The organism is Pseudomonas sp. MN1F (genome assembly GCF_009391885.1).
Classification (GTDB): domain Bacteria; phylum Pseudomonadota; class Gammaproteobacteria; order Pseudomonadales; family Pseudomonadaceae; genus Aquipseudomonas.
Genome location: NZ_VZII01000005.1, coordinates 47,464 through 71,989 on the forward strand (window position 1 = coordinate 47,464; position 24,526 = coordinate 71,989).

A 24,526-nucleotide genomic window follows, 5' to 3' on the forward strand; every position below is an offset into this window, starting at 1 on the left:
TACGACAAATCAATGAGTTGTTGCATGGATCTGCGCAATGAAGGCCGCCTTCGTGGGCGGTCTTGGAAACTGCCGGATGTTATCACAAAGGCGGGGGCGGTGGGGAGATGTGGCGCGAGGGTGCTCGGCTTGAGTTTTGTGTCGCCTGTGAGATCGAGCGCCGCCCTACCCCCGATCAATGCAACCGCTTGCGACACATCAACTGGGCCAGCTTGGCGGTATCCGGCCGCTCGACGATGCCGCGCTCGGTGACGATCACGTCGATCAGGTCGGCCGGGGTCACGTCGAATACCGGGTTGAAGGCCTCTACCTGCGGCGCCACACGGGTACCGGCATAGTCCAGCAACTCATCAGCCTCACGCTCTTCCAGCGGAATGTCCTCACCGCTGGCCAGGTTGAGGTCGATGCTGGTGCTCGGCGCCACCACCATGAAGCGCACGCCGTGGTGCATGGCGCTGACGGCCAGCTGGTAAGTGCCGATCTTGCTCGCCACATCGCCATTGGCAGCAATGCAGTCGGCGCCAACCACCACCCAGGTGATGCCTTTGGTCTTCATCAGGTGAGCCAGCGCCGAATCGGCGCACAAGGTCACCGGGATGCCCTCTTTGGCCAGCTCCCAGGCCGTCAGGCGCGAGCCCTGGAGCCAAGGGCGGGTCTCACCGGCATACACCCGCTCGACCATCCCCTCCAGATAACCGGCGCGAATCACCCCCAGGGCCGTGCCGATACCGCCACTGGCCAGGGCGCCGGCGTTGCCGTAGGTCAGCAAGGTCTGCTCATTGCCCTGATGGCGACGGATCAGTTCGATACCGTGCTGGGCCATGGTCAGGTTGGCTTCGCGGTCACTTTCATGGATGGCAATCGCTTCGGCTTCCAGTGCGGCCAGCACGTCCTCTTCGCCACGCACACGCAGCAGGCGCTCGCGCATGCGGTTCAGCGCCCAGAACAGGTTGGCCGCGGTAGGCCGGGCTTCGGCCAGGCTGAGGAAGTCCTCTTCCAGGTCCATTTCCCAGTCGCCACCCTGGGCCAGGCGCTCTTCCAGGGCCAGCACCAGCCCATAGGCCGCAGCAATGCCAATGGCGGCGGCACCGCGCACGGCCATGTCGCGGATCGCCGCCACCACCTGCGCGACATTGTCGCAGGTCAGCCAGCGTTCTTCCGACGGCAGCAGGCGCTGGTCGAGCAGGTGCAGGGCGCCGCCTTGCCAGCGCATCCCGGTCACCTTCTCCGCCGCCAAAAGTCGCTCGCGCATTGCCTCTCCCCGTCGTTCGGATATCAAAAGCCGGCGATTATAGCGACCCTCGGCCGCAGACGCTCGGGTATACTGCGCCGCATTTGAAGTGCAAGTTCCAGAGGATTGTTCAATGAGCAACGTCGACCACGCCGAAATCGCCAAGTTCGAAGCCTTGGCCCACCGCTGGTGGGACCGCGAAAGCGAGTTCAAGCCGCTGCACGACATCAACCCGCTGCGCGTCAACTGGATCGACGAGCGCGTCGGCCTGGCGGGCAAGAAGGTGCTGGACGTTGGCTGCGGCGGCGGCATCCTCAGCGAGGCCATGGCCTTGCGCGGCGCCACCGTCACCGGTATCGACATGGGCGAAGCGCCATTGGCCGTTGCCCAGCTGCACCAACTGGAGTCGGGCGTCGAGGTCGAGTACCGGCAGATCACCGCCGAGGCCCTGGCCGAGGAGATGCCCGAGCAGTTCGACGTGGTCACCTGCCTGGAGATGCTCGAACACGTGCCCGACCCGTCCTCGGTGATCCGCGCCTGCTACCGCATGGTCAAGCCTGGCGGCCAGGTGTTCTTCTCGACCATCAACCGCAACCCCAAGGCCTACCTGCTGGCCATCGTCGGCGCCGAGTACATCCTCAAGATGCTGCCGCGCGGTACCCACGACTTCAAGAAGTTCATCCGCCCGTCCGAGCTCGGCGCCTGGAGCCGTGTCGCCGGCCTTGCGGTCAAGGACATCATCGGCCTGACCTACAACCCGCTGACCAAGCACTACAAGCTTAGCAGCGACGTTGACGTCAACTACATGATCCAGACCCTGCGCGAGGAATGAGCATGCGTTTGCGAGCAGTACTTTTCGACATGGACGGCACCCTGCTCGACACGGCGCCGGACTTCATCGCCATCTGCCAGGCCATGCTCGCCGAGCGCGGCCTGCCGAGCATCGATGACCAGCTGATCCGCGACGTGATCTCCGGCGGCGCCCGCGCCATGGTGGCGGCAACCTTCGCCATGGCCCCCGAGGCCGAAGGCTTCGAGGCCCTGCGCCTGGAGTTCCTCGAGCGCTACCAGCGTGACTGCGCGGTGCACAGCAAGCTGTTCGATGGCATGGGCGAGCTGCTGGCCGACATCGAAAAGGGCAACCTGCTGTGGGGCGTGGTGACCAACAAGCCGGTGCGCTTCGCCGAGCCGATCATGCAGCAGCTGGGCCTGGCCGAGCGTTCGGCACTGCTGATCTGCCCGGACCACGTGAAGAACAGCAAGCCCGACCCGGAGCCGCTGATCCTCGCCTGCAAGACCCTGGACCTGGACCCGGCCAGCGTGCTGTTCGTCGGTGACGACCTGCGCGACATCGAGTCTGGCCGCGACGCCGGCACCCGTACGGCCGCGGTGCGCTACGGCTATATTCATCCAGAGGACAACCCGAACAACTGGGGCGCCGATGTGGTGGTGGACCACCCGCTGGAACTGCGCAAGGTGATCGACAGCGCCCTGTGCGGCTGCTGACCTCCCCAGGCTCTACAAGGACACCTGACATGTTCGACTACACCGCCCGCCCCGGCCTGCTCGCCGGCCGCGTCATCCTGGTCACCGGCGCCGGCCGCGGCATCGGTGCCGCGGCCGCCAAGGCCTATGCCGCCCTGGGCGCCACCGTGCTGCTGCTGGGCAAGACCGAAGCCAACCTCAACGAGGTCTACGACCAGATCGAGGCCGCCGGCCACCCGCAGCCCGTGGTGATCCCGTTCAACCTGGAAACCGCCCTGCCGCACCAGTACGACGAGCTGGCGGTGATGATCGAGGAGCAGTTCGGCCGCCTCGACGGCCTGCTCAACAACGCCTCGATCATCGGCCCGCGCACACCACTGGAGCAGCTGTCGGGCGACAACTTCATGCGCGTGATGCACATCAACGTCAATGCCACCTTCATGCTCACCAGCACCCTGCTGCCGCTGCTCAAGCTGTCGGAGGACGCCTCGGTGGTGTTCACCTCCAGCAGCGTCGGGCGCAAGGGCCGGGCCTACTGGGGTGCCTACGGGGTGTCGAAGTTCGCCACCGAAGGGCTGATGCAGACCCTGGCCGACGAGCTGGAAGGCGTGGCGCCGGTACGCTCCAACAGCATCAACCCGGGCGCCACGCGCACGGCGATGCGGGCACAGGCGTATCCGAGCGAGAACCCGCAGAACAACCCGCTGCCGGAAGAGATCATGCCGGTCTATCTGTACCTGATGGGGCCGGATAGCAAAGATGTGAACGGGCAGGCGCTCAACGCCCAGTGAGCCTTGTGTCGCCTGTCCTGGCCTCTTCGCGGGTTTACCCGCGAAGAGGCCAGGACAGGACTCAGCCAGCGGCCAAGGCCGGGCGCATGCGCCCTTGCTGGCGCGCTTCCAGTTGCATGCACCGCTCCAGGAACAGGTACATGCAGTCATAGCTCTTGCAGATCGCCTTGCGCAGCTCGTTGCGCAGCCCCAGGGTCGGGTTCTCGCCCGCCAGCGTGCAGATGATCTCCAACGCCTCCCACGGGTGCGCATCATCGTACTGGGCATGCATCTTCAACCACTTCATCGCCCGCTTGCGCTGGTCCTCCGGGAAGCCCATGGCATAGGTGTCCTCGGCGCACACCACCGCCGACCACTCGCCGGTCGCCCCCTCGATCGCATAGTTGGTCGCCGCCATGGCAATCGCCAGCGACTCGGTGGTGCACACACGCCAGCACCAGTCGTTCAGCCCGTTCAGCTCTGGCGGTACATCCTGCGCCTGCAGATCATGCAGATGTACGCCATGGGCCTGGCACCAGTTGACCCAGTAGTCGGCATGGTTGAGCTCGACGCGGATGTTGCGCATCAGCCAACGCCGCGCCATGTCCTCGCCGGGGTGGCGGGCATAGCGGGTCTTGGTCAGGTTATGGGCCATGTACAGGGAAAACTGTTCGACCACCGGCCAGCCACCGATCAGGTACTGGCGAATGGTCGACTGGCGCAACTGGCCATCACGCAGGCGTTGGTAGAACGCGTGTTCGACCACCCGGCGCTTGCTTTCACGGCAATCCTCGATCAGTTGCTGGGCCCACTGGGGGTAACTGGCCGGGTCCATCAAGGGCCCGATACGTACGAATGCATCAATCACTTTCAGCTCCTTGATCCTTGTGATTTAGCGGACGTGTTTTCAGCGAAAAGTACCGGGCGCCCGATGCAGCAAGGGCCGCGCAGCAATCCGTTGGCGCTGCAGACTGTCGCAGGTGAACACCTGCGGTCGTTCAATCAGATAGCCCTGGGCGTAATCCACGCCGATCTCCTGCAAGGCCTGCTCGATCAACGGTGTTTCGACGAACTCGGCGATGGTCCGCTTGCCCATGACGTGGCCGATGTGATTGATCACCTCGACCATGGCACGGTTGACCGGGTCGTCGAGCATATCTTTGACAAAACTTCCGTCGATCTTCAAGAAGTCGACGGGTAAATGTTTCAAATAGGCGAATGACGACATTCCGGCGCAGAAGTCGTCCAGCGAGAACTTGCAACCCAGCCCTTTCAATTCGTTGATGAAACGGATGGCACTGCCGAGGTTGGCAATGGCGCTGGTCTCGGTGATCTCGAAGCAGATCATCCGTGGCGGAATGGCATACTCGACGAACAACCGCTGCAGGTAGTCGAGGAACTTGTCGTCGCCGATGCTGGTGCCCGAAAGGTTGATTGCACACATGGCCAGCGGCCCGTCCCGCTCTTCGTCCAGGCACTGGCGGATGACCTGGAACACATTGCGCACCACCCAGCGGTCAAGCGCCGTCATCAGGCCGTAGCGCTCGGCGGCCGGGATGAAACTGTCCGGAAGGATGGTGCGGCCGCTTTCATCATGCAGGCGCAGCAGGATCTCGATATGGCCGGGGCCTTCGATGGTCTTCAGCGCGGCGATTTCCTGGCAATAGAGGCAGAAGCGGTTTTCCTCCAGGGCAACATGCAGGCGCTGGATCCAGGCCATTTCGCCAAAGCGCATGGACAGCTCGCTGTCGTCGGCGTGGTAAACCTGCACCCGGTTACGGCCCTTTTCCTTGGCCATGTAGCAGGCCATGTCGGCAGCCCGCAACGAGGCCTCCAGCGTGCCGGGTGCCTGCGCAATGTGCACCAGGCCGATACTGACAGTGGTCACGAACGGCCTGCCCTTCCACACGAAGTGCAGGCTCTGCACGGCCTGGCGCAGGTTCTCGGCGATGCGCTCGGACTGTTCGGCCGGGCAGTTCTCCAGCAGCACGCCAAATTCATCGCCGCCCAGGCGCGCCAGGGTGTCGCCTTCGCGCAACCCTGACTGCAGCACCGCACAGATGTGCCTGAGCAGCTCGTCACCTGCCGCATGGCCGCTGGTGTCGTTGACCAGTTTGAACTGATCGAGGTCGAGGAACATCAGCGAATGCCGACCGGCCTGGCGCACCAGGCCATTAAGCGCCTGTTCCAGGCGGTATTCGAATTCGCGGCGGTTGGCCAGGCCGGTCAAGGCGTCATGGGTGGCCTGCCACGACAGGTTGGCGATGTACTGGCGCTCCTGGGTCATGTCGTGCAGCACCAGCACGATACCGGCCACCTGGTCGTTGTTGATGATCGGCGAGCCAACCAGGTTGACCGACACCGTGCTGCCATCCAGGCGCTGAATCAGCCGGGCATGCTCGGCGCCGCCCTTGAGGCTGCCACTGAGCACCTGCTCGACCAGCGAGCAGCATTCGCCCTCTTCCTGGTCGTCGAGCAGGCTGAACAGCGCCCCCAGCGGCAAGCCCAGCGCCTGGCCGGACTGCCAGTGGGTCAGCTGCTCGGCAGCAGGGTTCATGTAACCGATATTGCCCTCGACATCGGCGGTGATCACTGCGTCGCCAATCGACTCAAGGGTGATCTGCGCCCGCTCCTTCTCTTCCCGCAGGGCATTGGCGAAGGCCTGGCGCTGGGCCAGCAGCTTGCTCGAACGGCGCCAGGCAATGGTGATGAGGAACAGCGCGGTCAGCAGGTTGGTGACCAGCAGCACCCGCAGCAGCATCCGCGAGCCTTCGCCCAAGGCATCACTGAAGGCCTTGGCGGCGGGCGTGACGCCTTCGTTGATCGCAACGATGCGGTTTTTCCAGTCATCGAGCTGGGCCGCGTTGACCTGCCCTGCAGCGAAACCAGAGTGCATTTCGCTGGCCAGCATATCGAGCTTGATCAGGTAGTCATCGCCGATGTTCCAGTAGTCGATCGCCGTCTGCATGTAGCTGACCTGGCGGAAATTACGGTAGAACCAGATGATCCGGTCGACATCGTCCGGGTGGTTGCCGCCCTGCAGCACGGCCTGGCGGGCGCCTTCCAGGTCCGGGCTGGCCTGGTCGAGCAGCTCTCGCAGCTCGTGGTCGCCCTGGGGCACGGCCATGGCCTGGCGATAGCGCTGATAGGTGCGCTCGTCTCGGTCATCGGCATACAGGTTGAGGTAATAGATGGCATCTTTCTGGGCCTTGGACCAAAGGCTTTCACCGGCCACGTAGGCACGAACCGCCGACAATGTATAAAGGCTGAGGCTACCCAGCATCACCTGGAACACGACGACGGCGATGAAGGGCCAGATGATACCTACCAACCTTGGCGCTTCTTGAGTGCGATTTCCCTTCATTTAGTCCCTGTCGCAGAGCAGATAAGACTTTGAATCAACCCAGACAAGCACAGCGTAGGCCATTTGCCATCTAAGTGGAGGGGAATTTACGCCGGCAACGTTGGGGAGTTTGAGCAGGAGCAATCCAGGGGCATTGTCAGGTCTGCTGCAAATGCCCATACAACTTGGCATACAGCCCACCCTCGGCTATCAGCTGCTGATGGTCGCCATCCTCGGCCACGTGGCCACCGTCGAATACCAGTACCCGGTCGGCCTGCTTCACCGCCGACAGCCGGTGCGCAATGATCAGCGTGGTCCGGCCGCTGAGGAAGCGCGCCAGTGCCTGGTGCAGGTTGTACTCGGTGGCGGCATCCAGCGCCGAGGTGGCTTCATCGAGAATCACCACCTTGGGCTCGGCCAGAACCATGCGGGCAATCGCCAGGCGCTGGCGCTGGCCACCGGACAGGCGCACCCCCGAACGGCCAACCACGCTGTCCAGCCCTTGCGGCAAGGCGGCGATGGTGGCGTCCAGCTGGGCGATGCGCAGGGCTTGCCAGCAGGCTTCGTCGCTGCAGTCACGGCCCATGGTCAGGTTGGCGCGCACACTGTCGTTGAACAGCGATGGGTGCTGCAGCACCACCGCGACGTTTTCGCGCAGTGTCTCAAGGCCGATTTCCTGCAGGCTGGCACCGCCAAAGCGGATGGTCCCGGCCTGAGCGCTGTACAGGCCCAGCAGCAATTGCACCAGGGTGCTCTTGCCGCCACCACTGGCGCCAACGATGGCCACCTTCTCACCGGGAGCGATGGCCAGGTTCAGCTGGTCCAGCACCGGCTCGTCGGCGTAGGCGAAGCGCAGGTCGCGCACCTCGATGCCCACCGTCTCGCGGCCGGCGAACGGGTCGCTGGCGGCCGGGTACTGCGGCTCGTCAGCCCGCGACAGCAGCTCGTTGAGCCGGCTCAGCGCACCGCCGGCGGCGTAGTAGGCATATTGCAGGTTGAGCAGCTGCTCCACCGGGCCGATCATGAACCACAGGTAGCTGAACACCGCGAGCATCTGCCCGATCGACAGGTCGGAGAACAGCACGGTCAACATCGCCGCCGCACGGAAAATATCGATACCGAACTGGAACAGCAGGCCACTGGCGCGGCCACTGGCATCGCTCTTCCATTGCGATTCCACGGCATAGTCGCGTACTTCACGGGCCCGCAGGCCGAGGCGGCCGAGGAAGTAGCCCTGGCGATTGCCGGCACGGATTTCCTGGATGGCATCCAGGGTTTCCGACAACGCCTGGGTAAAGCGCGAGGTGCTGTCGTTCTCGAGTTTTTTCAGGTGTTTGACGCGTTTGCCCAACTGCACGGTGAAGTAGATCACCAGCGGGTTGAACAACAGGATCAGCAACGCCAGCTTCCAGTGCATCCAGAGCAGGATCGCCGCCGTGCCGGTGAGGGTGAGCATGGCCACCAGGAAGCGGCTCAGGGTCTCGCCGACGAACTTGTCGAGGGTATCCAGGTCGGTGACCAGGTGCGTGGTCACGGTGCCGCTGCCGAGGCTTTCGTATTCCTTGAGCGAGATGCGCTTGAGGCGCTCGATCAGGCGAATGCGCAGGCGGTAGACGATGTCCTTGGCCAGCCCGGCGAACAGCTTGGCCTGCACCACGTTGAAGGCCAGTGCCGCCAGGCGCAGGCACAGCGTGGCCGCCAGCATCAGGCCGATGTAGCCGGCCGCCACTTGCCAGCCGCTCGGCAGCAGTTGGTTCATCCATTTCAGCGCGGCGTCGCCGTGGCCCAGCAGCACTTCGTCGACCAGCAACGGCAGCAGCAACGGGATCGGCACGGCGCAGCAGGCCGCCAGTACGGCTACCAGATTGGCGGTCCAGAGGTTTTTCTTGTGATGCAGGGCCAGGCGGCGGATTTCCGCCCAGCTCAGGCGATCGGGCGCAGCGGCGGGCTTCCCTGGCACAGGGTCTGGCGACCCTGGCAGATCAAGCACAGACGGCCTGCTGTAGCCAGCGGCCAAGCAGGGGTTGCAGGCTGTCCAGCGGCTGGTAGCCGTTGGTCAGCAAGGCCAGTTGGCCGTTGCGCTCGGCCAGCAGGGTCGGGAAGCCGGCGATGCCGAGGTCCTGCACCCAGCTGAAGTCCGCGCTGGTGGCGGCGCGGATGTCATGGCTGGCGAACTGCTGGGCGAAGCGCTCGCGGTCGAAGCCGGCCTGTTCGGCCAGCTCGACCAGTTGCGGGGCACGGGTGACATCCACGCCCTGCTCGTAGAACGAACGCTGGATCAGCGCCAGCAGCGGCCAGACACGCTCGGCATCCAGCTCGCGGGCAGTGACCAGGGCGCGGCAGGCCGGCTCGGTGTCGTAGACAAAGCCGTCAGGCATGGCGCCCTCGAAACGGAACGGTTGCCCGGTGGCCTCGGCCACCGCCTGCCAGTGCTCGAGGATGTACTTGCGGGTCGAAGCATCCAGCGCGCTGCCGCCGCTGCGCAGGCCGCCCGGTACCAGGCGAGTGCTGACGCCCGCCTCGGCGGCCTGTGCGATCAGCGCCGCGGCCACTGGCGCGAAACCCCAGCACCAGGAGCACATCGGGTCCATCACATAGATCAGGCGGGCGGTCATGGCTCAAGCCTCGGCTTTGTAGTTGTAACCAATCGGGTGCGGCTGGTTGCGGGCCTTGGCCAGCTCGATCTGCTTCTGCCGGTCGATGGCGCTGCGCCGGGTCTTCTCGCTCAGGGTGTCCCAGCAATGCGGGCAGCTCACGCCTGGCGAATAGTGCTCGGACTCGCGGTCCTTGGCATCGACCGGGTGGCGGCAGGCATGGCACTGGTCGTACTCGCCTTCGCTCAGGTCATGGCGCACCGTGACGCGGTTGTCGAAGACGAAGCAGTCGCCGTCCCAGAGGCTTTCTTCCTGAGGCACTTCCTCGAAGTATTTCAGGACGCCACCCTTAAGATGATAGACCTCCTCGAAGCCTTCACCGAGCATGTAGCTGGAAGCTTTTTCGCAACGGATGCCGCCGGTGCAGAACATCGCGACCTTCTTGTGCTTGCTCGGGTCGAAGTTGGCCTTGATGTACTCGGGGAACTCGCGGAAGGTCTCGGTCTTCGGGTCGATGGCGCCCTTGAAGGTGCCGATGGCCACTTCGTAGTCGTTGCGGGTATCGATCAGCAGTACTTCCGGGTCGCTGATCAGGGCGTTCCAGTCCTTGGGCTCGACATAGGTGCCGACGGCCTGGTTCGGGTCGACGCCCGGCACACCGAGGGTGACGATCTCTTTCTTGAGCTTGACCTTGGTGCGGTAGAACGGCTGCTCGTCGCAGTAGGACTCCTTGTGGTCGACATCGACCAGGCGCGGGTCGTTGCGCAGCCAGGCGAGCAGGCCGTCGATGCCTTCGCGGGTGGCCGAAACGGTGCCATTGATGCCTTCTTGAGCCAGCAGCAAGGTGCCTTTGACGCCGTTGTCGAGCATGGCCTTGAGCAGTGGCTCACGCAGCTCGACGTAGTCTTCCAGGGTGACGAACTTGTACAGCGCCGCCACGACGATAGCTTGGGACATGAAATCGGTTCTCCAGGTGGTCACCCTCGTAAGGGGCGGACCGGAATGACAAATAAAAACGCGCCGACAAGCGGCGCGTTGTGCAGTCTACCAGAATGCCGAAAAGGATTCAGTGCCCGCCGCCAGCACACACCGGTGAGGCCGGCGCCACGCCCACCTTGGCCCACTCTTCGGCCGTGTAGGTGTGAATCGCCAGGGCATGGATCTCGCCCATCAGCTCACCCATGCTGGCGTAGACCTTCTGGTGGCGCTTGACGCTGTTGAGCCCGGCGAACTGCTCGCTGACGATCACCGCCTTGTAGTGGGTCTCCTGGCCACGGCTGTGCATGTGGCTTTCGTTGAGCACTTCAAGGTGTTGCGGTGCCAGCGCGGCCAGTTGCTGCTCGATGCGTTGCTGCATGCTCATCGGGTGTTACTCACTTCTTGGCCGGGGCGGCGGCCTTGCCAGCGTTCGGGTCCAGCTCCTTGGTCATGTCGTCGAGCAGCTTGTTGACCACCGGTACAGCCGGTTCCAGGCTGGTCTGGGTCAGCTGGGCCGACTGCTGGGTGACCTTGGGCATTTCACGCAGGACTTTCTTGCCCAGCGGCGACTCGTAGAACTTGACCAGGTCCTTGAGCTCCTGCTCGGTGAAGGTCTGGGTGTACAGGTCGACCATCTTCGGCTTCAGCTTGTTCCAGCCGATGGCATTGTCCAGGGCGGCGTTGGCCTTGGCCTGGTAGCTCTCGAGCACCGGCTGCTTGGAGGCCGGGGCCTTGGTCTGGGCGAAACGCTGGGCGAACATCTGCTGGACCTGCATGTACACCGGAGTGCCCAGTTTGTCGGCATTGGCCAGGGTCAGGAATTTCTCGGCGGCAGCGTTGTGGCTAGGAGTGGCAGCGAGTACCTGGCCGCTGGCACAGGCCAGGGCAACGGCAGCACAGAGGACACGGAGACGGGTCATTGCATTTCCTTCAAGGAGGGGGAGGCGGTACCTCAGAGTAGAGCATTCTGCTCCCGCAGGGGCGCAGCGCTCAAGTGGCACGACGAGGGAATGAACCGCTCGAACGCATGAGGGCCTAAACTGCTGATTCTGACTGACAAAGGAGTGAACGCAGCATGAGCCGTATCGAGACAGACAGCCTGGGCCCGGTCGAAGTTCCTGAGGACGCCTACTGGGGCGCGCAGACCCAGCGCTCGCTGATCAACTTTGCCATTGGCAAGGAACGCATGCCGCTCGCGGTGCTGCACGCCCTGGCACTCATCAAGAAAGCCGCCGCGCGGGTCAACGACCGCAACGGCGACCTGCCCGCCGACATCGCCCGCCTGATCGAACAGGCCGCCGACGAAGTGCTCGATGGCGAGCATGACGACCAGTTCCCGCTGGTCGTCTGGCAGACCGGCAGCGGCACCCAGAGCAACATGAACGTCAACGAGGTGATCGCCGGGCGCGCCAACGAGCTGGCCGGCAAGGGCCGTGGCGGCAAGGCGCCAGTGCACCCCAATGATCACGTCAACCGCTCGCAGAGCTCCAACGACTGCTTCCCCACCGCCATGCACATCGCCGCCGCCCAGGCCGTGCACGACAAGCTGCTGCCGGCGATAGCCGAGCTGTCGTCGGGCCTGGCCGAGCTGTCGGCGCGCCACGGCAAGCTGGTCAAGACCGGCCGCACGCACATGATGGACGCCACGCCGATCACCTTCGGCCAGGAGGTGTCGGCCTTCGTCGCCCAGCTCGACTACGCCCAGCGCGCCATCCGCGCCACCTTGCCGGCCGTTTGTGAGTTGGCCCAGGGCGGTACGGCCGTGGGCACCGGGCTCAACGCCCCGCATGGTTTTGCCGAAGCCGTGGCGGCCGAGCTGGCGGCCCTCTCCGGCCTGCCCTTCATTACGGCCCCCAACAAGTTCGCCGCCCTCGCCGGCCATGAGCCGCTGACCAGCCTGGCCGGTGCACTGAAGACCCTGGCGGTGGCGCTGATGAAGATCGCCAACGACCTGCGCCTGCTCGGTTCCGGCCCGCGTGCGGGGCTGGCCGAGGTGCGCCTGCCGGCCAACGAGCCGGGCAGCTCGATCATGCCCGGCAAGGTCAACCCGACCCAGTGCGAGGCGCTGTCGATGCTGGCCTGCCAGGTACTGGGCAACGACGCGGCCATCGGCTTTGCCGCCAGCCAGGGGCACCTGCAGCTGAACGTGTTCAAGCCGGTGATCATCCATAACCTGCTGCAGTCGATCGAGCTGCTGGCCGATGGCTGCCGCAACTTCCAGCAGCATTGCGTGGCCGGGATCGAGCCGGATGCCGGGCAGATGGCGGCGCACCTGGAGCGCGGGCTGATGCTGGTGACAGCGCTAAACCCGCACATTGGCTATGACAAGGCGGCAGAGATTGCCAAGAAGGCCTACAGCGAGGGCAAGACCTTGCGCGAAGCAGCGCTGGAGCTGAAGTACCTGACCAATGAGCAGTTCGACCAGTGGGTGAGGCCGGAGAACATGCTGGCGCCCGGTGGCAAGGGCTGATTCGGTTTCTTGAAGCTGGCGCGATTCCTTGTGGGAGCCGCGCTTGCCGGCGATGGGCCGCAAAGCGGCCCCGGCGATTTATGCAGCAATCTTGAAATCGTGGGGCCGCTTCGCGGCCCATCGCCGGCAAGCGCGGCTCCCACAAGGACAGCGCACGCCAGTTGGAGCGCGTAGTCTTATGCCAGGCGCGCCCTTCTGGCCTTCCACCCGGCCACCAGCGAAGGCCCCAGGGCCACCAGGGTCGACCCCGCCACCACCGTCACCGCCCCTATATAGCCCAGGGTATTGATGTCCTCGGCATGGACATACTCCGGCCACACCACAGCCGCCAGCGCCACCGCAACGAAGGTCACCAGCGGCGTCAATGCCAGCGTGGCACTCACCCGCGACGCCTCCCAATGCGCCAGCGCTTCGGCAAACGCGCCATACGCCACCAGGGTGTTCAGGCAACAGGCCAGCAACAGCCAACCCTGCACCGGGGTCAATTGCAGCGCCTCCAGCGGATGTACCCAAGGCGTCAGCAGGGCCGCGCAGCTCAGGTAGATGACCATCATCACCTGCTGCGAATGCCACACCGTCAGCAACTGCTTCTGGCTCAGGGCATAGAACACCCAGATGCTGGTGGCCAGGAGAATAGTCAGAACACCGGTGGTGTAAGCACCCAGCGAGGTCAGCAACTCTTCCAGGCGCTGGTTGAAGAACAGGCAGAACCCGCCCAGCAGCACCAGCAGGCCGATGCCCTGCCCCAGGCTGAAACGCTCCTTGAACACGAACACGCTGGCCACCAGCAACAGCACCGGGCCGATCTGCACCACCAGCTGGGCGGTGCCGGGGCTCAACAGGTTCAGGCCGATCAGGTACAACACGTAGTTGCCCATCAATCCAAACACGGCCACCGCGACCAAGGCTTTGCCCTTGGGCGCCAGCTTGCGCAGCGAAGGCAGGCGCCGCTGGGCCGCCAGCCAGGCGAACAGCACGCCACCGGAGACCAGCAGGCGGTACCAGGTAACGGTCACCGGATCGACCACCTGCAATACCTGCTTGAGCTTGATCGGCAGGATGCCCCAGAGCAGCGCGGTCAGCAGTGCCAGGAACAGGCCATAGCCCCAGCGGCCGGAAGTTGTGTGCATACAGTCCTCGAATTAGCCCGTGGTGGGGTAACCGAAGTCTAAGGGCTTGCAGCACCGGGCCGGAGGAAAAAGCCGGGAAATTAATTCATCGGGTCATTCCCTGACGGCATGCCTGGTCATTTCTTGTCCTTGGCGAACGCCGCCTCGATGGCTTCGTTGATGGTGCGCAGCACCTTCACCCGTGCCCAGCGCTTGTCGTTGGCTTCGACCAGGGTCCAGGGTGCGATCTCGCTGCTGGTACGGTCGACCATGTCGCCCACGGCCTGGCTGTAGTCGTCCCATTTTTCACGGTTGCGCCAGTCGTCTTCGGTGATCTTGTAGCGCTTGAACGGGATCTGCTCGCGCTCTTCAAAACGCTCCAGCTGGGTCTGCTGGTCGATCGCCAGCCAGAACTTGACCAATACCACACCGGCATTCACCAGTTGCTCTTCGAAGTCATTGATTTCGCCGTAGGCCCGCATCCAGTCAGCCGGGCTGCAGAAGCCCTCCACCCGCTCCACCAGTACCCGGCCATACCAGGAGCGGTCGAAGATGGTGAATTTGCCGCGCGCCGGGATGTGCCGCCAGAACCGCCACAGGTAAGGCTGCGCACGCTCTTCTTCAGTGGGTGCGGCAATCGGCACGATGCGGTACTGGCGCGGGTCCAGCGCTGCCGCCACGCGGCGGATGGCACCGCCCTTGCCGGCGGCGTCGTTGCCTTCGAACACCGCCACCAGGGCATGCCGACGCATGCGCTTGTCACGCAACAGGCCGGCCAGGCGGGCCTGCTCGCTGACCAGCTGCTCCTGATAGTCGGGCTTGTCCAGGCGCAAGGTCATGTCCAGGGCGCCGAGCAGGCTGCGCTGGTCGATACTCTGGCCCAGCGGGGCGACGTTGCCCTGGTGCTTGCCCTTGGGGTTGTTGGCCAGTGCCGCCTGCAGGCTGTCCAGCAGGATGCGCCCCACCGCCAGGCTGCGGTAGTTCGGGTCGACCCCTTCGACAATGTGCCACGGCGCGTAATCGCGGCTGGTGCGGCGCAGCACGCGTTCGCCGAAGCGCACGAAACGGTCGTAGGTTTCCGACTGCTGCCAGTCCAGCGGGCTGATCTTCCAGCTGTGCAGCGGGTCGTCCTTGAGCGATTTCAGGCGCGCCTTCATCTGCTTCTTGGACAGGTGGAACCAGAACTTGATGATCAGGGCGCCTTCGTCGCAGAGCATCTGCTCAAGCCGTTCGGCACCGGTGATGGCCTGGTCGAGCACGGCGTCCTTGAACTGGCCATGGACCCGCCCCTGGAGCATCTGGCTGTACCAGTTGCCGAAGAACACGCCCATCCGCCCTTTGGGTGGCAGCGCCCGCCAGTAGCGCCAGGCCGGCGGCCGGGCCAGTTCTTCATCGGTCTGCTGGTCGAAGGTGAGCACGTCGATCATGCGCGGGTCCATCCACTCGTTGAGCAGCTTGACCGTCTCGCCCTTGCCGGCGCCTTCAATACCGTTGATCAGCACGATCACCGGGAACCGCGCCTGCTGCTTGAGTTCGTACTGGGCCTCCAGCAGCGCCTCGCGCAAGGCGGGGACTTCGGCGTCGTAGGTTTCCTTGTCGATGCTGTGACCGATTTCTGCAGATTCGAACATGCACTGGCTCCTTCATTGGATAAGCAAGACTAGCGGATTTGCGCAGTGCCTGTGCAAACCCGGCAGATGACATAAAATCCGCACATCCGCTGCAACCGAGCCAACCATGTCCACCCTCCTCCAGCATGCCCAGATCGACTGGGACGACCAGGGCCGCCCCCACTCGCGGCAGTACGACGACGTCTATTTCTCCAAGAATGAAGGCACCGACGAAACCCGCTACGTGTTCCTCGAACAGACCCGCCTGGCCCAGCGCTTCGCCGACCTGGCGCCACACCGCAGCCTGGTGATCGGCGAGACCGGCTTCGGCACCGGCATGAATTTCTTCTGCGCCTGGCAGCTGTTCGCCGAGCAGGCCCATGCCGACGCGCGCCTGCATTTCATCAGCGTCGAGAAGTACCCGCTCGGCCAGGACGACATGGCCCGCGCCATGCGCCTGTGGCCGGAGATGGCGGCCTTCACCGAGCCGTTCCTGGCGCAGTACGTAGCGGTCCACCCGGGCTTCCAGCAGTTCAGCTTCGACAATGGCCGGGTCACCCTGACCCTGCTGATCGGCGACGTACTGGAGCAACTGCCGCAGCTCGACGCCAGCATCGACGTGTGGTTCCTCGACGGCTTCGCGCCCGCGAAGAACCCCGACATGTGGACCCCCGAGCTGTTCGCGCAACTGGCACGGCTGGCCCACCCCGGCACCGCGTTGGGGACCTTCACCACCACCGGTTGGGTACGCCGCGGGCTGATCGATGCCGGCTTCACCATGAAGAAGATCCCAGGCATCGGCAAGAAGTGGGAGGTGATGAGTGGTGAATACAGCGGGCAGCCATCGCCGGCCGGCGCGGCGCCCTGGTACGCCCGCCCAGCCCCCGTGGCAGGCCCGCGCCAGGCACTGGTGATCGGTGCCGGCCTGGCGGGCAGTGCCAGCGCCGCCAGCCTGGCCGCTCGCGGCTGGCAGGTGACGGTGCTGGAGCGCCACGCGGCCCCCGCGCAGGAGGCTTCGGGCAACCCGCAGGGCGTGCTGTACCTGAAGTTGTCCGCCCATGGCACCGCCCTGTCGCAGATGATCCTGGCCGGTTTCGGCTACACCCGGCGCCAGCTCGAACGGTTGCAGCGTGGCCGCGATTGGGACGCTTGCGGCGTACTGCAGCTGGCCTTCGACAGCAAGGAAGGCGAGCGCCAGGCCAAGCTTGCCGAGGCCTTCGACAGCAGCCTGCTGCGGGCACTGGAGCAGCCTGAGGCCGAGGCGATTGCCGGGGTGGCGCTGCCTGCGGGCGGCCTGTTCTACCCCGAAGGTGGCTGGGTGCACCCACCTGCCTTGTGCCAGGCACAACTGCAGCACCCGAACATTCGCGTTCAACTTCATCAGGACGTGGTCGAGCTGCGCAAGGCCGACGGCCTGTGGCAGGCGTGGGATGGCGAGCGGCTGCTGGCCAGTGCGCCGCTGGTGGTGCTGGCCGGGGCTGCCGATGTGCGCCGCTTCGAGCCTTGCGCGCAATTGCCACTCAAGCGTATCCGCGGGCAGATCACCCGCCTGCCGGCCACCACCGCCAGCCGTGCATTGCGCACCGTGGTTTGTGCCGATGGCTACGTCGCACCGCCCCGGGGTGATGAGCACACCCTGGGCGCCAGTTTCGACTTCCATAACGACGACCTGACGCCCACGGTCGCCGAGCATCAGGGCAACCTGGCGTTGCTGGACGAGATTTCCACCGACCTGGCCTCGCGCCTGGGTGCAGGGGCACTCGACGCCGAGCAGTTGCAGGGGCGTGCGGCGTTTCGTTGCACCAGCCCCGACTACCTGCCGATTGTCGGGCCGGTCGCCGACCCGGCGTTGTTTGCCGAGGCTTATGCCGTGCTCGGCAAGGATGCGCGGCAGGTGCCGGAGGTGGCGTGCCCGTGGTTGGACGGGTTGTATGTGAACAGTGGGCATGGGTCGCGGGGGTTGATTACCGCGCCGTTGAGTGGCGAGTTGATTGCGGCCTGGGCCAGTGGTGAGCCGTTGCCGTTGCCACGGGTGGTGGCTGAGGCCTGCCATCCGAACCGGTTCATGCTGCGCAGGCTGATTCGCGGGAAGTGAGGTGGCTGGGGGCGTATGGCGCTCGATCTCACAGGCGACACAAATTTATCGGCACACACTTCAGGCCTCACTCCGGCTTATAACAGATTGATCTAAAACTCCCACAAACCTCACAGGTCAGTTCCTTACAGGGTGCCCTAATCCGGGGCACTCATTCCCCAACGGAAAAACCGGTAAGGACCTATGTGCGGATTAGCAGGAGAGTTACGTTTCACCCCCATCGACCAAGCCCCTCGCCCAGCCGACCTGGCTGCGGTAGAGCGCATCACCCACCACCTGGCGCCCCGTGGGCCCGACGCCTGGGGCTTCCATAGCCAAGGCCCGATCGCCCTCGGCCACCGCCGGCTGAAGATCATGGACCTGTCCGACGGCTCGGCGCAGCCGATGGTCGACAACACCCTCGGCCTGTCGCTGGCCTTCAACGGCGCCATCTACAACTTCCCCGAGCTGCGCCAGGAGCTGCAGGCCCTGGGCTACAGCTTCTGGTCCGAAGGCGACACCGAAGTGTTGCTCAAGGGTTACCACGCCTGGGGCGCGGCCTTGCTGCCCAAGCTCAACGGCATGTTCGCCCTGGCCATCTGGGAGCGTGACAGCCAGCGCCTGTTCCTGGCACGCGACCGTCTCGGCGTCAAGCCACTGTACCTGTCGCGCAACGGCGAACGCCTGCGCTTCGCCTCGACCCTGCCAGCGCTGCTCAAGGGCGGCGACATCGACCCGATGATCGACCCGGTGGCGCTCAATCACTACCTCAACTTCCATGCCGTAGTGCCTGCGCCGCGCACGTTGCTGGCCAATGTGCAGAAGCTCGAACCCGGCACCTGGATGCGCGTTGATCGCCACGGTGAAGTCGAGCGCCAGACCTGGTGGCAACTGCATTACGGCCCCAACCCGGACGAACGCGACCTCGATCTGGAAGGCTGGACCACCCGCGTGCTCGACGCCACCCGCGATGCCGTGGCGATCCGCCAGCGCGCCGCCGTGGACGTCGGCGTGCTGCTGTCTGGCGGTGTCGATTCCAGCCTGCTGGTCGGCCTGCTGCGCGAGGTCGGCGTGGACGACCTGTCGACCTTCTCCATCGGCTTCGAGGATGCCGGGGGCGAGCGCGGTGACGAGTTCCAGTATTCCGACCTGATCGCCAAGCATTACGGCACCCGCCACCACCAGCTGCGCATCGCCGAGCACGAGATCATCGAGCAGCTGCCGGCCGCCTTCCGTGCCATGAGCGAGCCGATGGTCAGCCACGATTGCATCGCCTTCTACCTGCTGTCGCGGGAAGTGGCCAAGCATTGCAAGGGCGTGCAGAGCGGCCAGGGCGCCGACGAGCTGTTCGCCGGCTACCACTGGTACCCGAAAGTGGACGGCGCAGAGGATGCCTTCGCCGCCTACCGTGGCGCCTTCTTCGACCGCAGCCACGACGAATACCGCGATACCGTCCAGGCCCCGTGGTTGCTGGAAACCGACGCCGCCGGCGACTTCGTCCGCGAGCACTTCGCCCGCCCCGGCGCCCCTGATGCCGTGGACAAGGCGCTGCGCCTTGACAGCACGGTGATGCTGGTCGACGACCCGGTCAAACGGGTCGACAACATGACCATGGCCTGGGGCCTGGAGGCGCGCACGCCGTTCCTCGACTACCGCCTGGTCGAGCTGTCGGCGCGCATCCCGGCACGCTTCAAGCTGCCTGACGGTGGCAAACAGGTGCTCAAGCAGGCCGCACGGCGGGTGATCCCGCACGAGGTGATCGACCGCAAGAAGGGCTACTTCCCGGTGCCCGGCCTGAAGCACCTGGACGGTGCGACGCTGGGCTGGGTGCGCGAGCTGCTGACCGACCCAAGCCAGGACCGTGGCCTGTTCAATCCGGCCATGCTCGACCGCCTGCTGAGCAACCCGCACGGCCAGCTCACCCCACTGCGCGGCTCCAAGCTGTGGCAGCTGGCGGCCCTGAACCTGTGGCTCAGCGAACAAGGAATCTGACCGATGAAAGCCCACGAGATCGCATACGGTCAGCGCCTGCTGCGCGGCCAGGCGCCGTCCTACGAGCGCCTGCAGGCACGCCTGGCCGGCGACGGCAGCGAGCCCCACGACCAGCCGCGGGCCTTGCACTGTGGCTGGGGGCGGCTGTTGATCGGCCACACCTACCCGGACGCCGCCAGCCTGGCCGCCGCGTTGCAGGACGAACGACCCGGCGAGCGCGACATCGCCTTGTACGTGGCCGCCCCCCAGCAGCTACTGGCCCAGGCACCACAGCAGCTGTTCCTCGACCCCTCCGACACCCTGCGCCTGTGGTTCACCGACTACCGCCCGGCGCAGCGCGTGTTCCGCGGCTTCCGTGTGCGCCGGGCGCAGAACCCTGGCGACTGGCAGGCGATCAACACCCTGTACCAGGCGCGCGGCATGCTGCCGGTCGACCCCGAGCGGGTCACCCCGCGCCACCTCGGTGGCCCGGTGTACTGGCTGGCCGAGGATGAAGACAGCGGCGCGGTGATCGGCAGTGTCATGGGCCTGAACCACAGCCAGGCGTTCGACGACCCGGAACACGGCAGCAGCCTGTGGTGCCTGGCCGTGGACCCACAGTGCACCCGTCCGGGCGTCGGCGAGGTGCTGGTACGCCACTTGGTCGAGCACTTCATGAGCCGTGGCCTGGCCTACCTCGACCTGTCGGTACTGCATGACAACCGCCAGGCCAAGCGCCTGTACGAGAAACTCGGTTTCCGCAACCTGCCGACCTTCGCGGTCAAGCGCAGGAATGGCATCAACCAGCAGCTGTTCCTTGGTCCTGGCCCGGAAGCCGGCCTGAACCCCTATGCCCGCATCATCGTCGACGAGGCCTTGCGCCGTGGTATCGAAGTGCACGTCGACGATGCCGCTGGCGGGCTGTTCACCCTCAGCCTGGGCGGGCGCCGGATTCGCTGCCGCGAGTCGCTGAGCGACCTCACCAGCGCCGTGACCATGACCCTGTGCCAGGACAAGCGCCTGACCCGGCATGCCCTGCACAACGCCGGGCTGCAGGTGCCGGCGCAACAGCTGGCCGGCAATGCCGACGACAACCTGGCGTTTCTCGACGAGCATGGCGCGGTGGTGGTCAAGCCGGTGGACGGCGAACAGGGCCAGGGGGTGGCCGTGAACCTCACCCGCATCGAGGAGGTGACCCAGGCCGTGGAAAACGCCCGTCGCTTCGACAGCCGTGTGCTGCTGGAGAGCTTCCATGCCGGCAGCGACCTGCGCATTCTGGTGATCGGCTATGAGGTGGTGGCGGCGGCGATTCGCCACCCGGCTCAAGTGATCGGTGATGGCAAGCACAGCATTCGTCAGCTGATCGAGGCGCAGAGCCGTCGGCGCCAGGCGGCAACCGGGGGCGAAAGCCGCATTCCGCAGGACGACGAAACCGAGCGCACCCTGCACGGCGTTGGCCTGGGCTACGACGATGTGCTGCCGGCCGGCCAGCGCCTGGCAGTGCGACGCACGGCCAACCTGCATACCGGCGGCACCCTGGAAGACGTCACCGAACGCCTGCACCCGGTGCTGGCCGATGCTGCGGTACGGGCGGCGCGGGCGCTGGAGATTCCGGTGGTGGGCCTGGACTTCATGGTCCGCGACGCCGAGCAACCGGATTACGTGATCATCGAAGCCAACGAGCGCGCCGGCCTGGCCAACCATGAGCCGCAGCCGACGGCTGAGCGGTTTGTCGATTTGCTGTTCCCGCATAGCCGGGCTTTGCCATGACTCTGTGTTGGGGCCTTCGCGGCACGCCCGCAAAGGCCCCAACACAGAAACCCAGGAGTACCCATGACCGAACGACTCCCCGAACCCGACCTCGACTACATGAAGCGCGTCCTGCTGGAGATGCTTGCCATCCCCAGCCCGACCGGTTTCACCGACACCATCGTGCGCTACGTGGCCGAACGCCTGGACGAACTGGGCATTCCCTTCGAACTGACCCGCCGCGGCACCATCCGCGCCACCCTCAAGGGCCGGCAGAGCTCACCCGACCGTGCGGTCTCGGCCCACCTCGATACCATCGGCGCCAGCGTGCGCCAACTGCAGGACAACGGCCGCCTGGCCCTGGCCCCGGTAGGCTGCTGGTCGAGCCGCTTCGCCGAGGGCAGCCGGGTCAGCGTATTCACCGACACCGGCGTATTCCGTGGCAGCGTGCTGCCGCTGATGGCCAGCGGGCACGCCTTCAACACCGCGATCGACCAGATGCCGATCAGCTGGGAACACGTCGAGGTACGTCTGGATGCCTACTGCACCACCCGCGCCGATTGTGAAGCGCTGGGCATTGCCATCGGTGACTTCGTCGCCTTCGACCCGCTGCCGGAGTTCACCGAAAGCGGCCACATCAGCGCCCGCCACCTGGACGACAAGGCCGGCGTGGCAGCCCTGCTGGCCGCACTCAAGGCGGTGGTGGAAAGCGGTCGCCAGCCACTGATCGACTGCCACCCGCTGTTCACCATCACCGAGGAAACCGGCTCCGGTGCCGCTGCGGCCCTGCCCTGGGACGTCAGCGAGTTCGTCGGCATCGACATCGCCCCGGTCGCTCCCGGCCAGGCGTCCAGCGAGCATGCGGTGAGCGTGGCCATGCAGGATTCTTCCGGGCCGTATGACTACCACCTGTCACGCCACCTGCTGAAGCTGGCAGGTGACCAGGACGTGCCGGTGCGCCGCGACCTGTTCCGCTATTATTTCAGCGATGCGCACTCGGCCGTGACCGCCGGGCATGACATCCGCACCGCGCTGGTGGCGTTCGGCTGCGATGCCACCCATGGCTACGAACGTACCCATATCGACAGCCTGGCCGCGCTCAGCCGCCTGCTTTCGGCCTACCTGCTCAGCCCACCGGTGTTCGCCAGCGACTCGCAACCGGCCAATGCTTCGCTGGAGCGCTTCAGCCACCAGCTGGAGCACGATGCGCAGATGGAGAGCGACACCCGGGTGCCGGCCGTGGACAGCCTGGTAGGAAACAAAAGCTGATGGCCGTGGAATCGCGTAGCATGCAGGCCATCATGAACAAGACTGTGCACTGCCCATGCTGATCCCCTACGACCAACTGCAAGCCGAAACCCTGACCCGCCTGATCGAGGACTTCGTCACCCGCGACGGCACCGACAACGGCGACGATACCCCGCTGGAAACCCGTGTACTGCGGGTGCGCCAGGCGTTGGCCAAGGGCCAGGCGTTCATCCTGTTCGACCTGGAGAGCCAACAGTGCCAGTTGCTGGCCAAGCATGACGTGCCTCGCGAGCTGCTCGACTGACAGGCCCGGCCTCTTCGCGGCTGAAGCCGCGAAGAGGCCGGTACAGGCTGATCAGGGCTGGTCAGCCTTGCACACCTGCCCCGCCTTGATGCGCCGGTAAACCTCGGCCCGGTGCACCGGCACCTTGCGCGGCGCATCCACGCCAAAGCGCACCATGCCATTGTGCGACTCCACCACCTTGATCCGAATATCGTCACCAATGGTGATGACTTCGCCGATTTCACGCGTGATCACCAACATGCTCCGCCCCTCTCTGAACAGGAAAAAACCGCAGAGTGCTTGGGGATATTCGTCTGGACAATACTTCACCAGCAATTCAGAACAGGCCTACGCGGGCCGGTAATTTCTCCTACAGACAACTCCTACAATCAACGCGTCTGCGCCTTGGCCCGCATCTTTACCGCCATCTCCGCCATCTCGTCGTACAGCCGCTCCGGCGCCTGGCGCTTGAGCTGCCAGGCCTGGCGCCCGGCCTCGTGGGGCAGGATCAGGAACTCACCCGCGGCGACTTGCTGGTGGATGTAGTCGGCGATATCCGCCGCGCTGATCGGCGAGCCTTCCAGCAGCTTGCCGACCTGGGCCTTCATCGCCGGGTTCGGCCCGCGGAACGAGTCGAGCAGGTTGGTCTGGAAGAACGACGGGCACACACAGTGCACCGCCACTTCAAGCTGGCGCATTTCCACCAGCAGGCTCTCCGACAGCGCCAGCACTCCGGCCTTGGCCACGTTGTAGTTGCTCATGCCCGGCCCCTGCATCAGCGCCGCCATGGAGGCGACGTTGATGATGCGCCCCTTGCTGCGCTCGAGCTGCGGCAGGAACGCCTTGCAGCCCTTGACCACGCCCATCAGGTTGACCGCGATCTGCCAGTCCCAGTCTTCCAGCGACAGCTCGGCGAAGAAGCCGCCCGAGGCGACGCCGGCGTTGTTGACGATCACATCGATGCCGCCGAATTTTTCTTCGCAGGCCTGGGCCAGGGCGGTGAGCTGGCTATAGTCGCGCACGTCGCAGCGCTGGACGAACCCCTCGCCGCCTGCGGCCCGCACCAGCGCCAAGGTTTCGCGCAGGCCCGCTTCGTTGACATCGGCCAGCGCCAGCTGCCAGCCCTCGCGCGCCCAGCGCAGGGCGATCTCGCGACCGAGGCCGGAGCCGGCGCCAGTGATCATGATGCGGTTTTGCATGGTGGCACGCCTTGTTCTGACAGGTTGTGCAACGAGTCTAATCAAGGCTTTGGCCAGAGGCAGGATTCATCAGGCTAGTGAATGGGCGGGCATGACTGTGTGGTCAGTACCGGCAGCATTCAAATGGAATCTTTCACAAGCGGCACCGGTCCGAATTTACAAGAGGCCAGCAGTCCGAGGCCCTTGCCCCTCAACCACACAAGGACTCCGTCATGACCACGATCCTCATCATCATCCTGATCCTTCTGCTGATTGGTGGCTTACCGGTCTTCCCGCACTCGCGCAGTTGGGGCTATGGCCCGTCCGGCATCATCGGCGTGGTGCTGGTGATTCTGCTGGTGCTATTGCTGCTAGGCATGATCTAGCCGCAGCAAACGAAAAAACCGCGCCTAGGCGCGGTTTTTTCGTTATC

At 65.0% G+C, this 24,526-nt stretch carries 22 protein-coding genes; 10 read left to right on the forward strand and 12 right to left on the reverse strand.

What is annotated here, in order from left to right; all coding sequences use genetic code 11:
- Positions 1-175: 175 nt before the first annotated feature.
- A complete protein-coding gene (gene mtnA / locus F6X59_RS02155) occupies positions 176-1,252 on the reverse strand; it encodes an S-methyl-5-thioribose-1-phosphate isomerase (RefSeq protein ID WP_152954192.1) in 1,077 nt (358 codons plus the stop codon).
- Between the two features lie 112 nt (positions 1,253-1,364).
- Between mtnA and ubiG the strand changes: the two genes are divergently transcribed.
- Genes ubiG through F6X59_RS02170 form a run of 3 tightly spaced genes read left to right on the forward strand, consistent with a single transcriptional unit; the run spans position 1,365 to position 3,507 of the window.
- A complete protein-coding gene (gene ubiG / locus F6X59_RS02160; RefSeq protein ID WP_152954193.1) occupies positions 1,365-2,063 on the forward strand; it encodes a bifunctional 2-polyprenyl-6-hydroxyphenol methylase/3-demethylubiquinol 3-O-methyltransferase UbiG in 699 nt (232 codons plus the stop codon).
- Positions 2,064-2,065: 2 nt separating this feature from the next.
- Entirely contained in the window at positions 2,066-2,737 is a 672-nt protein-coding gene (gene mupP / locus F6X59_RS02165) for an N-acetylmuramic acid 6-phosphate phosphatase MupP (RefSeq protein WP_152954194.1), read from the forward strand.
- Positions 2,738-2,766: 29 nt separating this feature from the next.
- A complete protein-coding gene (locus F6X59_RS02170; protein WP_103449589.1) occupies positions 2,767-3,507 on the forward strand; it encodes a YciK family oxidoreductase in 741 nt (246 codons plus the stop codon).
- Positions 3,508-3,568: 61 nt separating this feature from the next.
- Here the strand turns inward: F6X59_RS02170 and F6X59_RS02175 are convergent, their stop codons facing one another.
- From F6X59_RS02175 to F6X59_RS02205, 7 genes are all read right to left on the reverse strand, one after another.
- Positions 3,569-4,354, reverse strand: coding sequence for an iron-containing redox enzyme family protein (locus F6X59_RS02175; protein ID WP_346653814.1), 786 nt, complete (start codon positions 4,352-4,354; stop codon positions 3,569-3,571).
- 39 nt (positions 4,355-4,393) lie between these two features.
- Complete coding sequence (locus F6X59_RS02180; RefSeq protein WP_152954195.1) at positions 4,394-6,850, reverse strand: EAL domain-containing protein; 2,457 nt, start codon at positions 6,848-6,850, stop codon at positions 4,394-4,396.
- 136 nt (positions 6,851-6,986) lie between these two features.
- The gene (locus tag F6X59_RS02185) at positions 6,987-8,819 is read right to left on the reverse strand and encodes an ABC transporter ATP-binding protein (RefSeq protein ID WP_372240279.1); all 1,833 of its coding nucleotides are present in this window, start codon (positions 8,817-8,819) and stop codon (positions 6,987-6,989) included.
- Positions 8,812-9,444, reverse strand: a complete 633-nt coding sequence (locus F6X59_RS02190) for a DsbA family protein (protein ID WP_152954196.1) — start codon at positions 9,442-9,444, stop codon at positions 8,812-8,814. Before F6X59_RS02190 ends, F6X59_RS02185 begins: the two co-directional genes overlap by 8 nt.
- A 3-nt stretch (positions 9,445-9,447) precedes the next feature.
- Positions 9,448-10,380 carry a rhodanese-related sulfurtransferase gene (locus F6X59_RS02195; RefSeq protein ID WP_152954197.1) on the reverse strand — a complete coding sequence of 311 codons (933 nt, stop codon included), beginning with the start codon at positions 10,378-10,380 and terminating at the stop codon, positions 9,448-9,450.
- Between the two features lie 109 nt (positions 10,381-10,489).
- On the reverse strand, positions 10,490-10,786 hold the full coding sequence (locus F6X59_RS02200) for a BolA family transcriptional regulator (RefSeq protein WP_152954198.1): 297 nt from the start codon (positions 10,784-10,786) through the stop codon (positions 10,490-10,492).
- Positions 10,787-10,796: 10 nt separating this feature from the next.
- Positions 10,797-11,321, reverse strand: a complete 525-nt coding sequence (locus F6X59_RS02205) for a DUF2059 domain-containing protein (protein ID WP_152954199.1) — start codon at positions 11,319-11,321, stop codon at positions 10,797-10,799.
- 155 nt (positions 11,322-11,476) lie between these two features.
- On the opposite strand from F6X59_RS02205, the gene F6X59_RS02210 reads away from it, so the two are divergent.
- Positions 11,477-12,871, forward strand: a complete 1,395-nt coding sequence (locus tag F6X59_RS02210; RefSeq protein ID WP_152954200.1) for a class II fumarate hydratase — start codon at positions 11,477-11,479, stop codon at positions 12,869-12,871.
- Positions 12,872-13,047: 176 nt separating this feature from the next.
- Here F6X59_RS02210 and F6X59_RS02215 read toward each other — a convergent pair whose 3' ends face one another.
- Together F6X59_RS02215 and pap are read right to left on the reverse strand one after the other, a co-directional pair.
- Complete coding sequence (locus F6X59_RS02215) at positions 13,048-14,001, reverse strand: DMT family transporter (protein ID WP_152954201.1); 954 nt, start codon at positions 13,999-14,001, stop codon at positions 13,048-13,050.
- Between the two features lie 116 nt (positions 14,002-14,117).
- Positions 14,118-15,611, reverse strand: a complete 1,494-nt coding sequence (gene pap, locus F6X59_RS02220) for a polyphosphate:AMP phosphotransferase (protein ID WP_152954202.1) — start codon at positions 15,609-15,611, stop codon at positions 14,118-14,120.
- Positions 15,612-15,717: 106 nt separating this feature from the next.
- On the opposite strand from pap, the gene mnmC reads away from it, so the two are divergent.
- The 5 genes from mnmC to F6X59_RS02245 all read left to right on the forward strand — a co-directional run bounded on the left by mnmC (position 15,718) and on the right by F6X59_RS02245 (position 22,936).
- The gene (gene mnmC / locus F6X59_RS02225) at positions 15,718-17,685 is read left to right on the forward strand and encodes a bifunctional tRNA (5-methylaminomethyl-2-thiouridine)(34)-methyltransferase MnmD/FAD-dependent 5-carboxymethylaminomethyl-2-thiouridine(34) oxidoreductase MnmC (RefSeq protein WP_152954203.1); all 1,968 of its coding nucleotides are present in this window, start codon (positions 15,718-15,720) and stop codon (positions 17,683-17,685) included.
- Between the two features lie 183 nt (positions 17,686-17,868).
- The gene (locus F6X59_RS02230) at positions 17,869-19,656 is read left to right on the forward strand and encodes an N-acetylglutaminylglutamine amidotransferase (protein ID WP_152954204.1); all 1,788 of its coding nucleotides are present in this window, start codon (positions 17,869-17,871) and stop codon (positions 19,654-19,656) included.
- A 3-nt stretch (positions 19,657-19,659) separates the two neighbouring features.
- A complete protein-coding gene (gene ngg, locus F6X59_RS02235) occupies positions 19,660-21,405 on the forward strand; it encodes an N-acetylglutaminylglutamine synthetase (protein WP_152954205.1) in 1,746 nt (581 codons plus the stop codon).
- Positions 21,406-21,468: 63 nt separating this feature from the next.
- A complete protein-coding gene (locus F6X59_RS02240) occupies positions 21,469-22,653 on the forward strand; it encodes an osmoprotectant NAGGN system M42 family peptidase (protein WP_110639583.1) in 1,185 nt (394 codons plus the stop codon).
- Positions 22,654-22,708: 55 nt separating this feature from the next.
- A complete protein-coding gene (locus F6X59_RS02245) occupies positions 22,709-22,936 on the forward strand; it encodes a YheU family protein (protein ID WP_003252629.1) in 228 nt (75 codons plus the stop codon).
- A gap of 51 nt (positions 22,937-22,987) precedes the next feature.
- Here the strand turns inward: F6X59_RS02245 and csrA are convergent, their stop codons facing one another.
- Positions 22,988-23,176 (reverse strand): carbon storage regulator CsrA, encoded by a 189-nt coding sequence (gene csrA, locus F6X59_RS02250; protein WP_152954206.1) that lies wholly within the window; start codon positions 23,174-23,176, stop codon positions 22,988-22,990.
- Positions 23,177-23,304: 128 nt separating this feature from the next.
- On the reverse strand, positions 23,305-24,114 hold the full coding sequence (locus F6X59_RS02255; protein WP_152954207.1) for an SDR family oxidoreductase: 810 nt from the start codon (positions 24,112-24,114) through the stop codon (positions 23,305-23,307).
- A 212-nt stretch (positions 24,115-24,326) separates the two neighbouring features.
- Between F6X59_RS02255 and F6X59_RS02260 the strand changes: the two genes are divergently transcribed.
- Positions 24,327-24,479 carry a DUF3309 family protein gene (locus tag F6X59_RS02260; protein ID WP_003252624.1) on the forward strand — a complete coding sequence of 51 codons (153 nt, stop codon included), beginning with the start codon at positions 24,327-24,329 and terminating at the stop codon, positions 24,477-24,479.
- Positions 24,480-24,526: the final 47 nt, after the last annotated feature.

Excerpts from the sequence above, each read along its gene's own strand:
- F6X59_RS02195 (WP_152954197.1), bottom strand. The coding sequence starts at position 10,380 with ATGTCCCAAGCTATCGTCGTGGCGGCGCTGTACAAGTTCGTCACCCTG.
- mupP (WP_152954194.1), top strand. The coding sequence starts at position 2,066 with ATGCGTTTGCGAGCAGTACTTTTCGACATGGACGGCACCCTGCTCGAC.
- F6X59_RS02215 (WP_152954201.1), bottom strand. The coding sequence starts at position 14,001 with ATGCACACAACTTCCGGCCGCTGGGGCTATGGCCTGTTCCTGGCACTG.
- F6X59_RS02205 (WP_152954199.1), bottom strand. The coding sequence starts at position 11,321 with ATGACCCGTCTCCGTGTCCTCTGTGCTGCCGTTGCCCTGGCCTGTGCC.
- F6X59_RS02245 (WP_003252629.1), top strand. The coding sequence starts at position 22,709 with ATGCTGATCCCCTACGACCAACTGCAAGCCGAAACCCTGACCCGCCTG.
- csrA (WP_152954206.1), bottom strand. The coding sequence starts at position 23,176 with ATGTTGGTGATCACGCGTGAAATCGGCGAAGTCATCACCATTGGTGAC.
- mtnA (WP_152954192.1), bottom strand. The coding sequence starts at position 1,252 with ATGCGCGAGCGACTTTTGGCGGCGGAGAAGGTGACCGGGATGCGCTGG.
- pap (WP_152954202.1), bottom strand. The coding sequence starts at position 15,611 with ATGTTCGAATCTGCAGAAATCGGTCACAGCATCGACAAGGAAACCTAC.
- F6X59_RS02230 (WP_152954204.1), top strand. The coding sequence starts at position 17,869 with ATGTGCGGATTAGCAGGAGAGTTACGTTTCACCCCCATCGACCAAGCC.
- F6X59_RS02240 (WP_110639583.1), top strand. The coding sequence starts at position 21,469 with ATGACCGAACGACTCCCCGAACCCGACCTCGACTACATGAAGCGCGTC.
- F6X59_RS02190 (WP_152954196.1), bottom strand. The coding sequence starts at position 9,444 with ATGACCGCCCGCCTGATCTATGTGATGGACCCGATGTGCTCCTGGTGC.
- F6X59_RS02170 (WP_103449589.1), top strand. The coding sequence starts at position 2,767 with ATGTTCGACTACACCGCCCGCCCCGGCCTGCTCGCCGGCCGCGTCATC.
- F6X59_RS02180 (WP_152954195.1), bottom strand. The coding sequence starts at position 6,850 with ATGAAGGGAAATCGCACTCAAGAAGCGCCAAGGTTGGTAGGTATCATC.
- F6X59_RS02200 (WP_152954198.1), bottom strand. The coding sequence starts at position 10,786 with ATGAGCATGCAGCAACGCATCGAGCAGCAACTGGCCGCGCTGGCACCG.
- ngg (WP_152954205.1), top strand. The coding sequence starts at position 19,660 with ATGAAAGCCCACGAGATCGCATACGGTCAGCGCCTGCTGCGCGGCCAG.
- F6X59_RS02255 (WP_152954207.1), bottom strand. The coding sequence starts at position 24,114 with ATGCAAAACCGCATCATGATCACTGGCGCCGGCTCCGGCCTCGGTCGC.
- F6X59_RS02260 (WP_003252624.1), top strand. The coding sequence starts at position 24,327 with ATGACCACGATCCTCATCATCATCCTGATCCTTCTGCTGATTGGTGGC.
- ubiG (WP_152954193.1), top strand. The coding sequence starts at position 1,365 with ATGAGCAACGTCGACCACGCCGAAATCGCCAAGTTCGAAGCCTTGGCC.
- mnmC (WP_152954203.1), top strand. The coding sequence starts at position 15,718 with ATGTCCACCCTCCTCCAGCATGCCCAGATCGACTGGGACGACCAGGGC.
- F6X59_RS02210 (WP_152954200.1), top strand. The coding sequence starts at position 11,477 with ATGAGCCGTATCGAGACAGACAGCCTGGGCCCGGTCGAAGTTCCTGAG.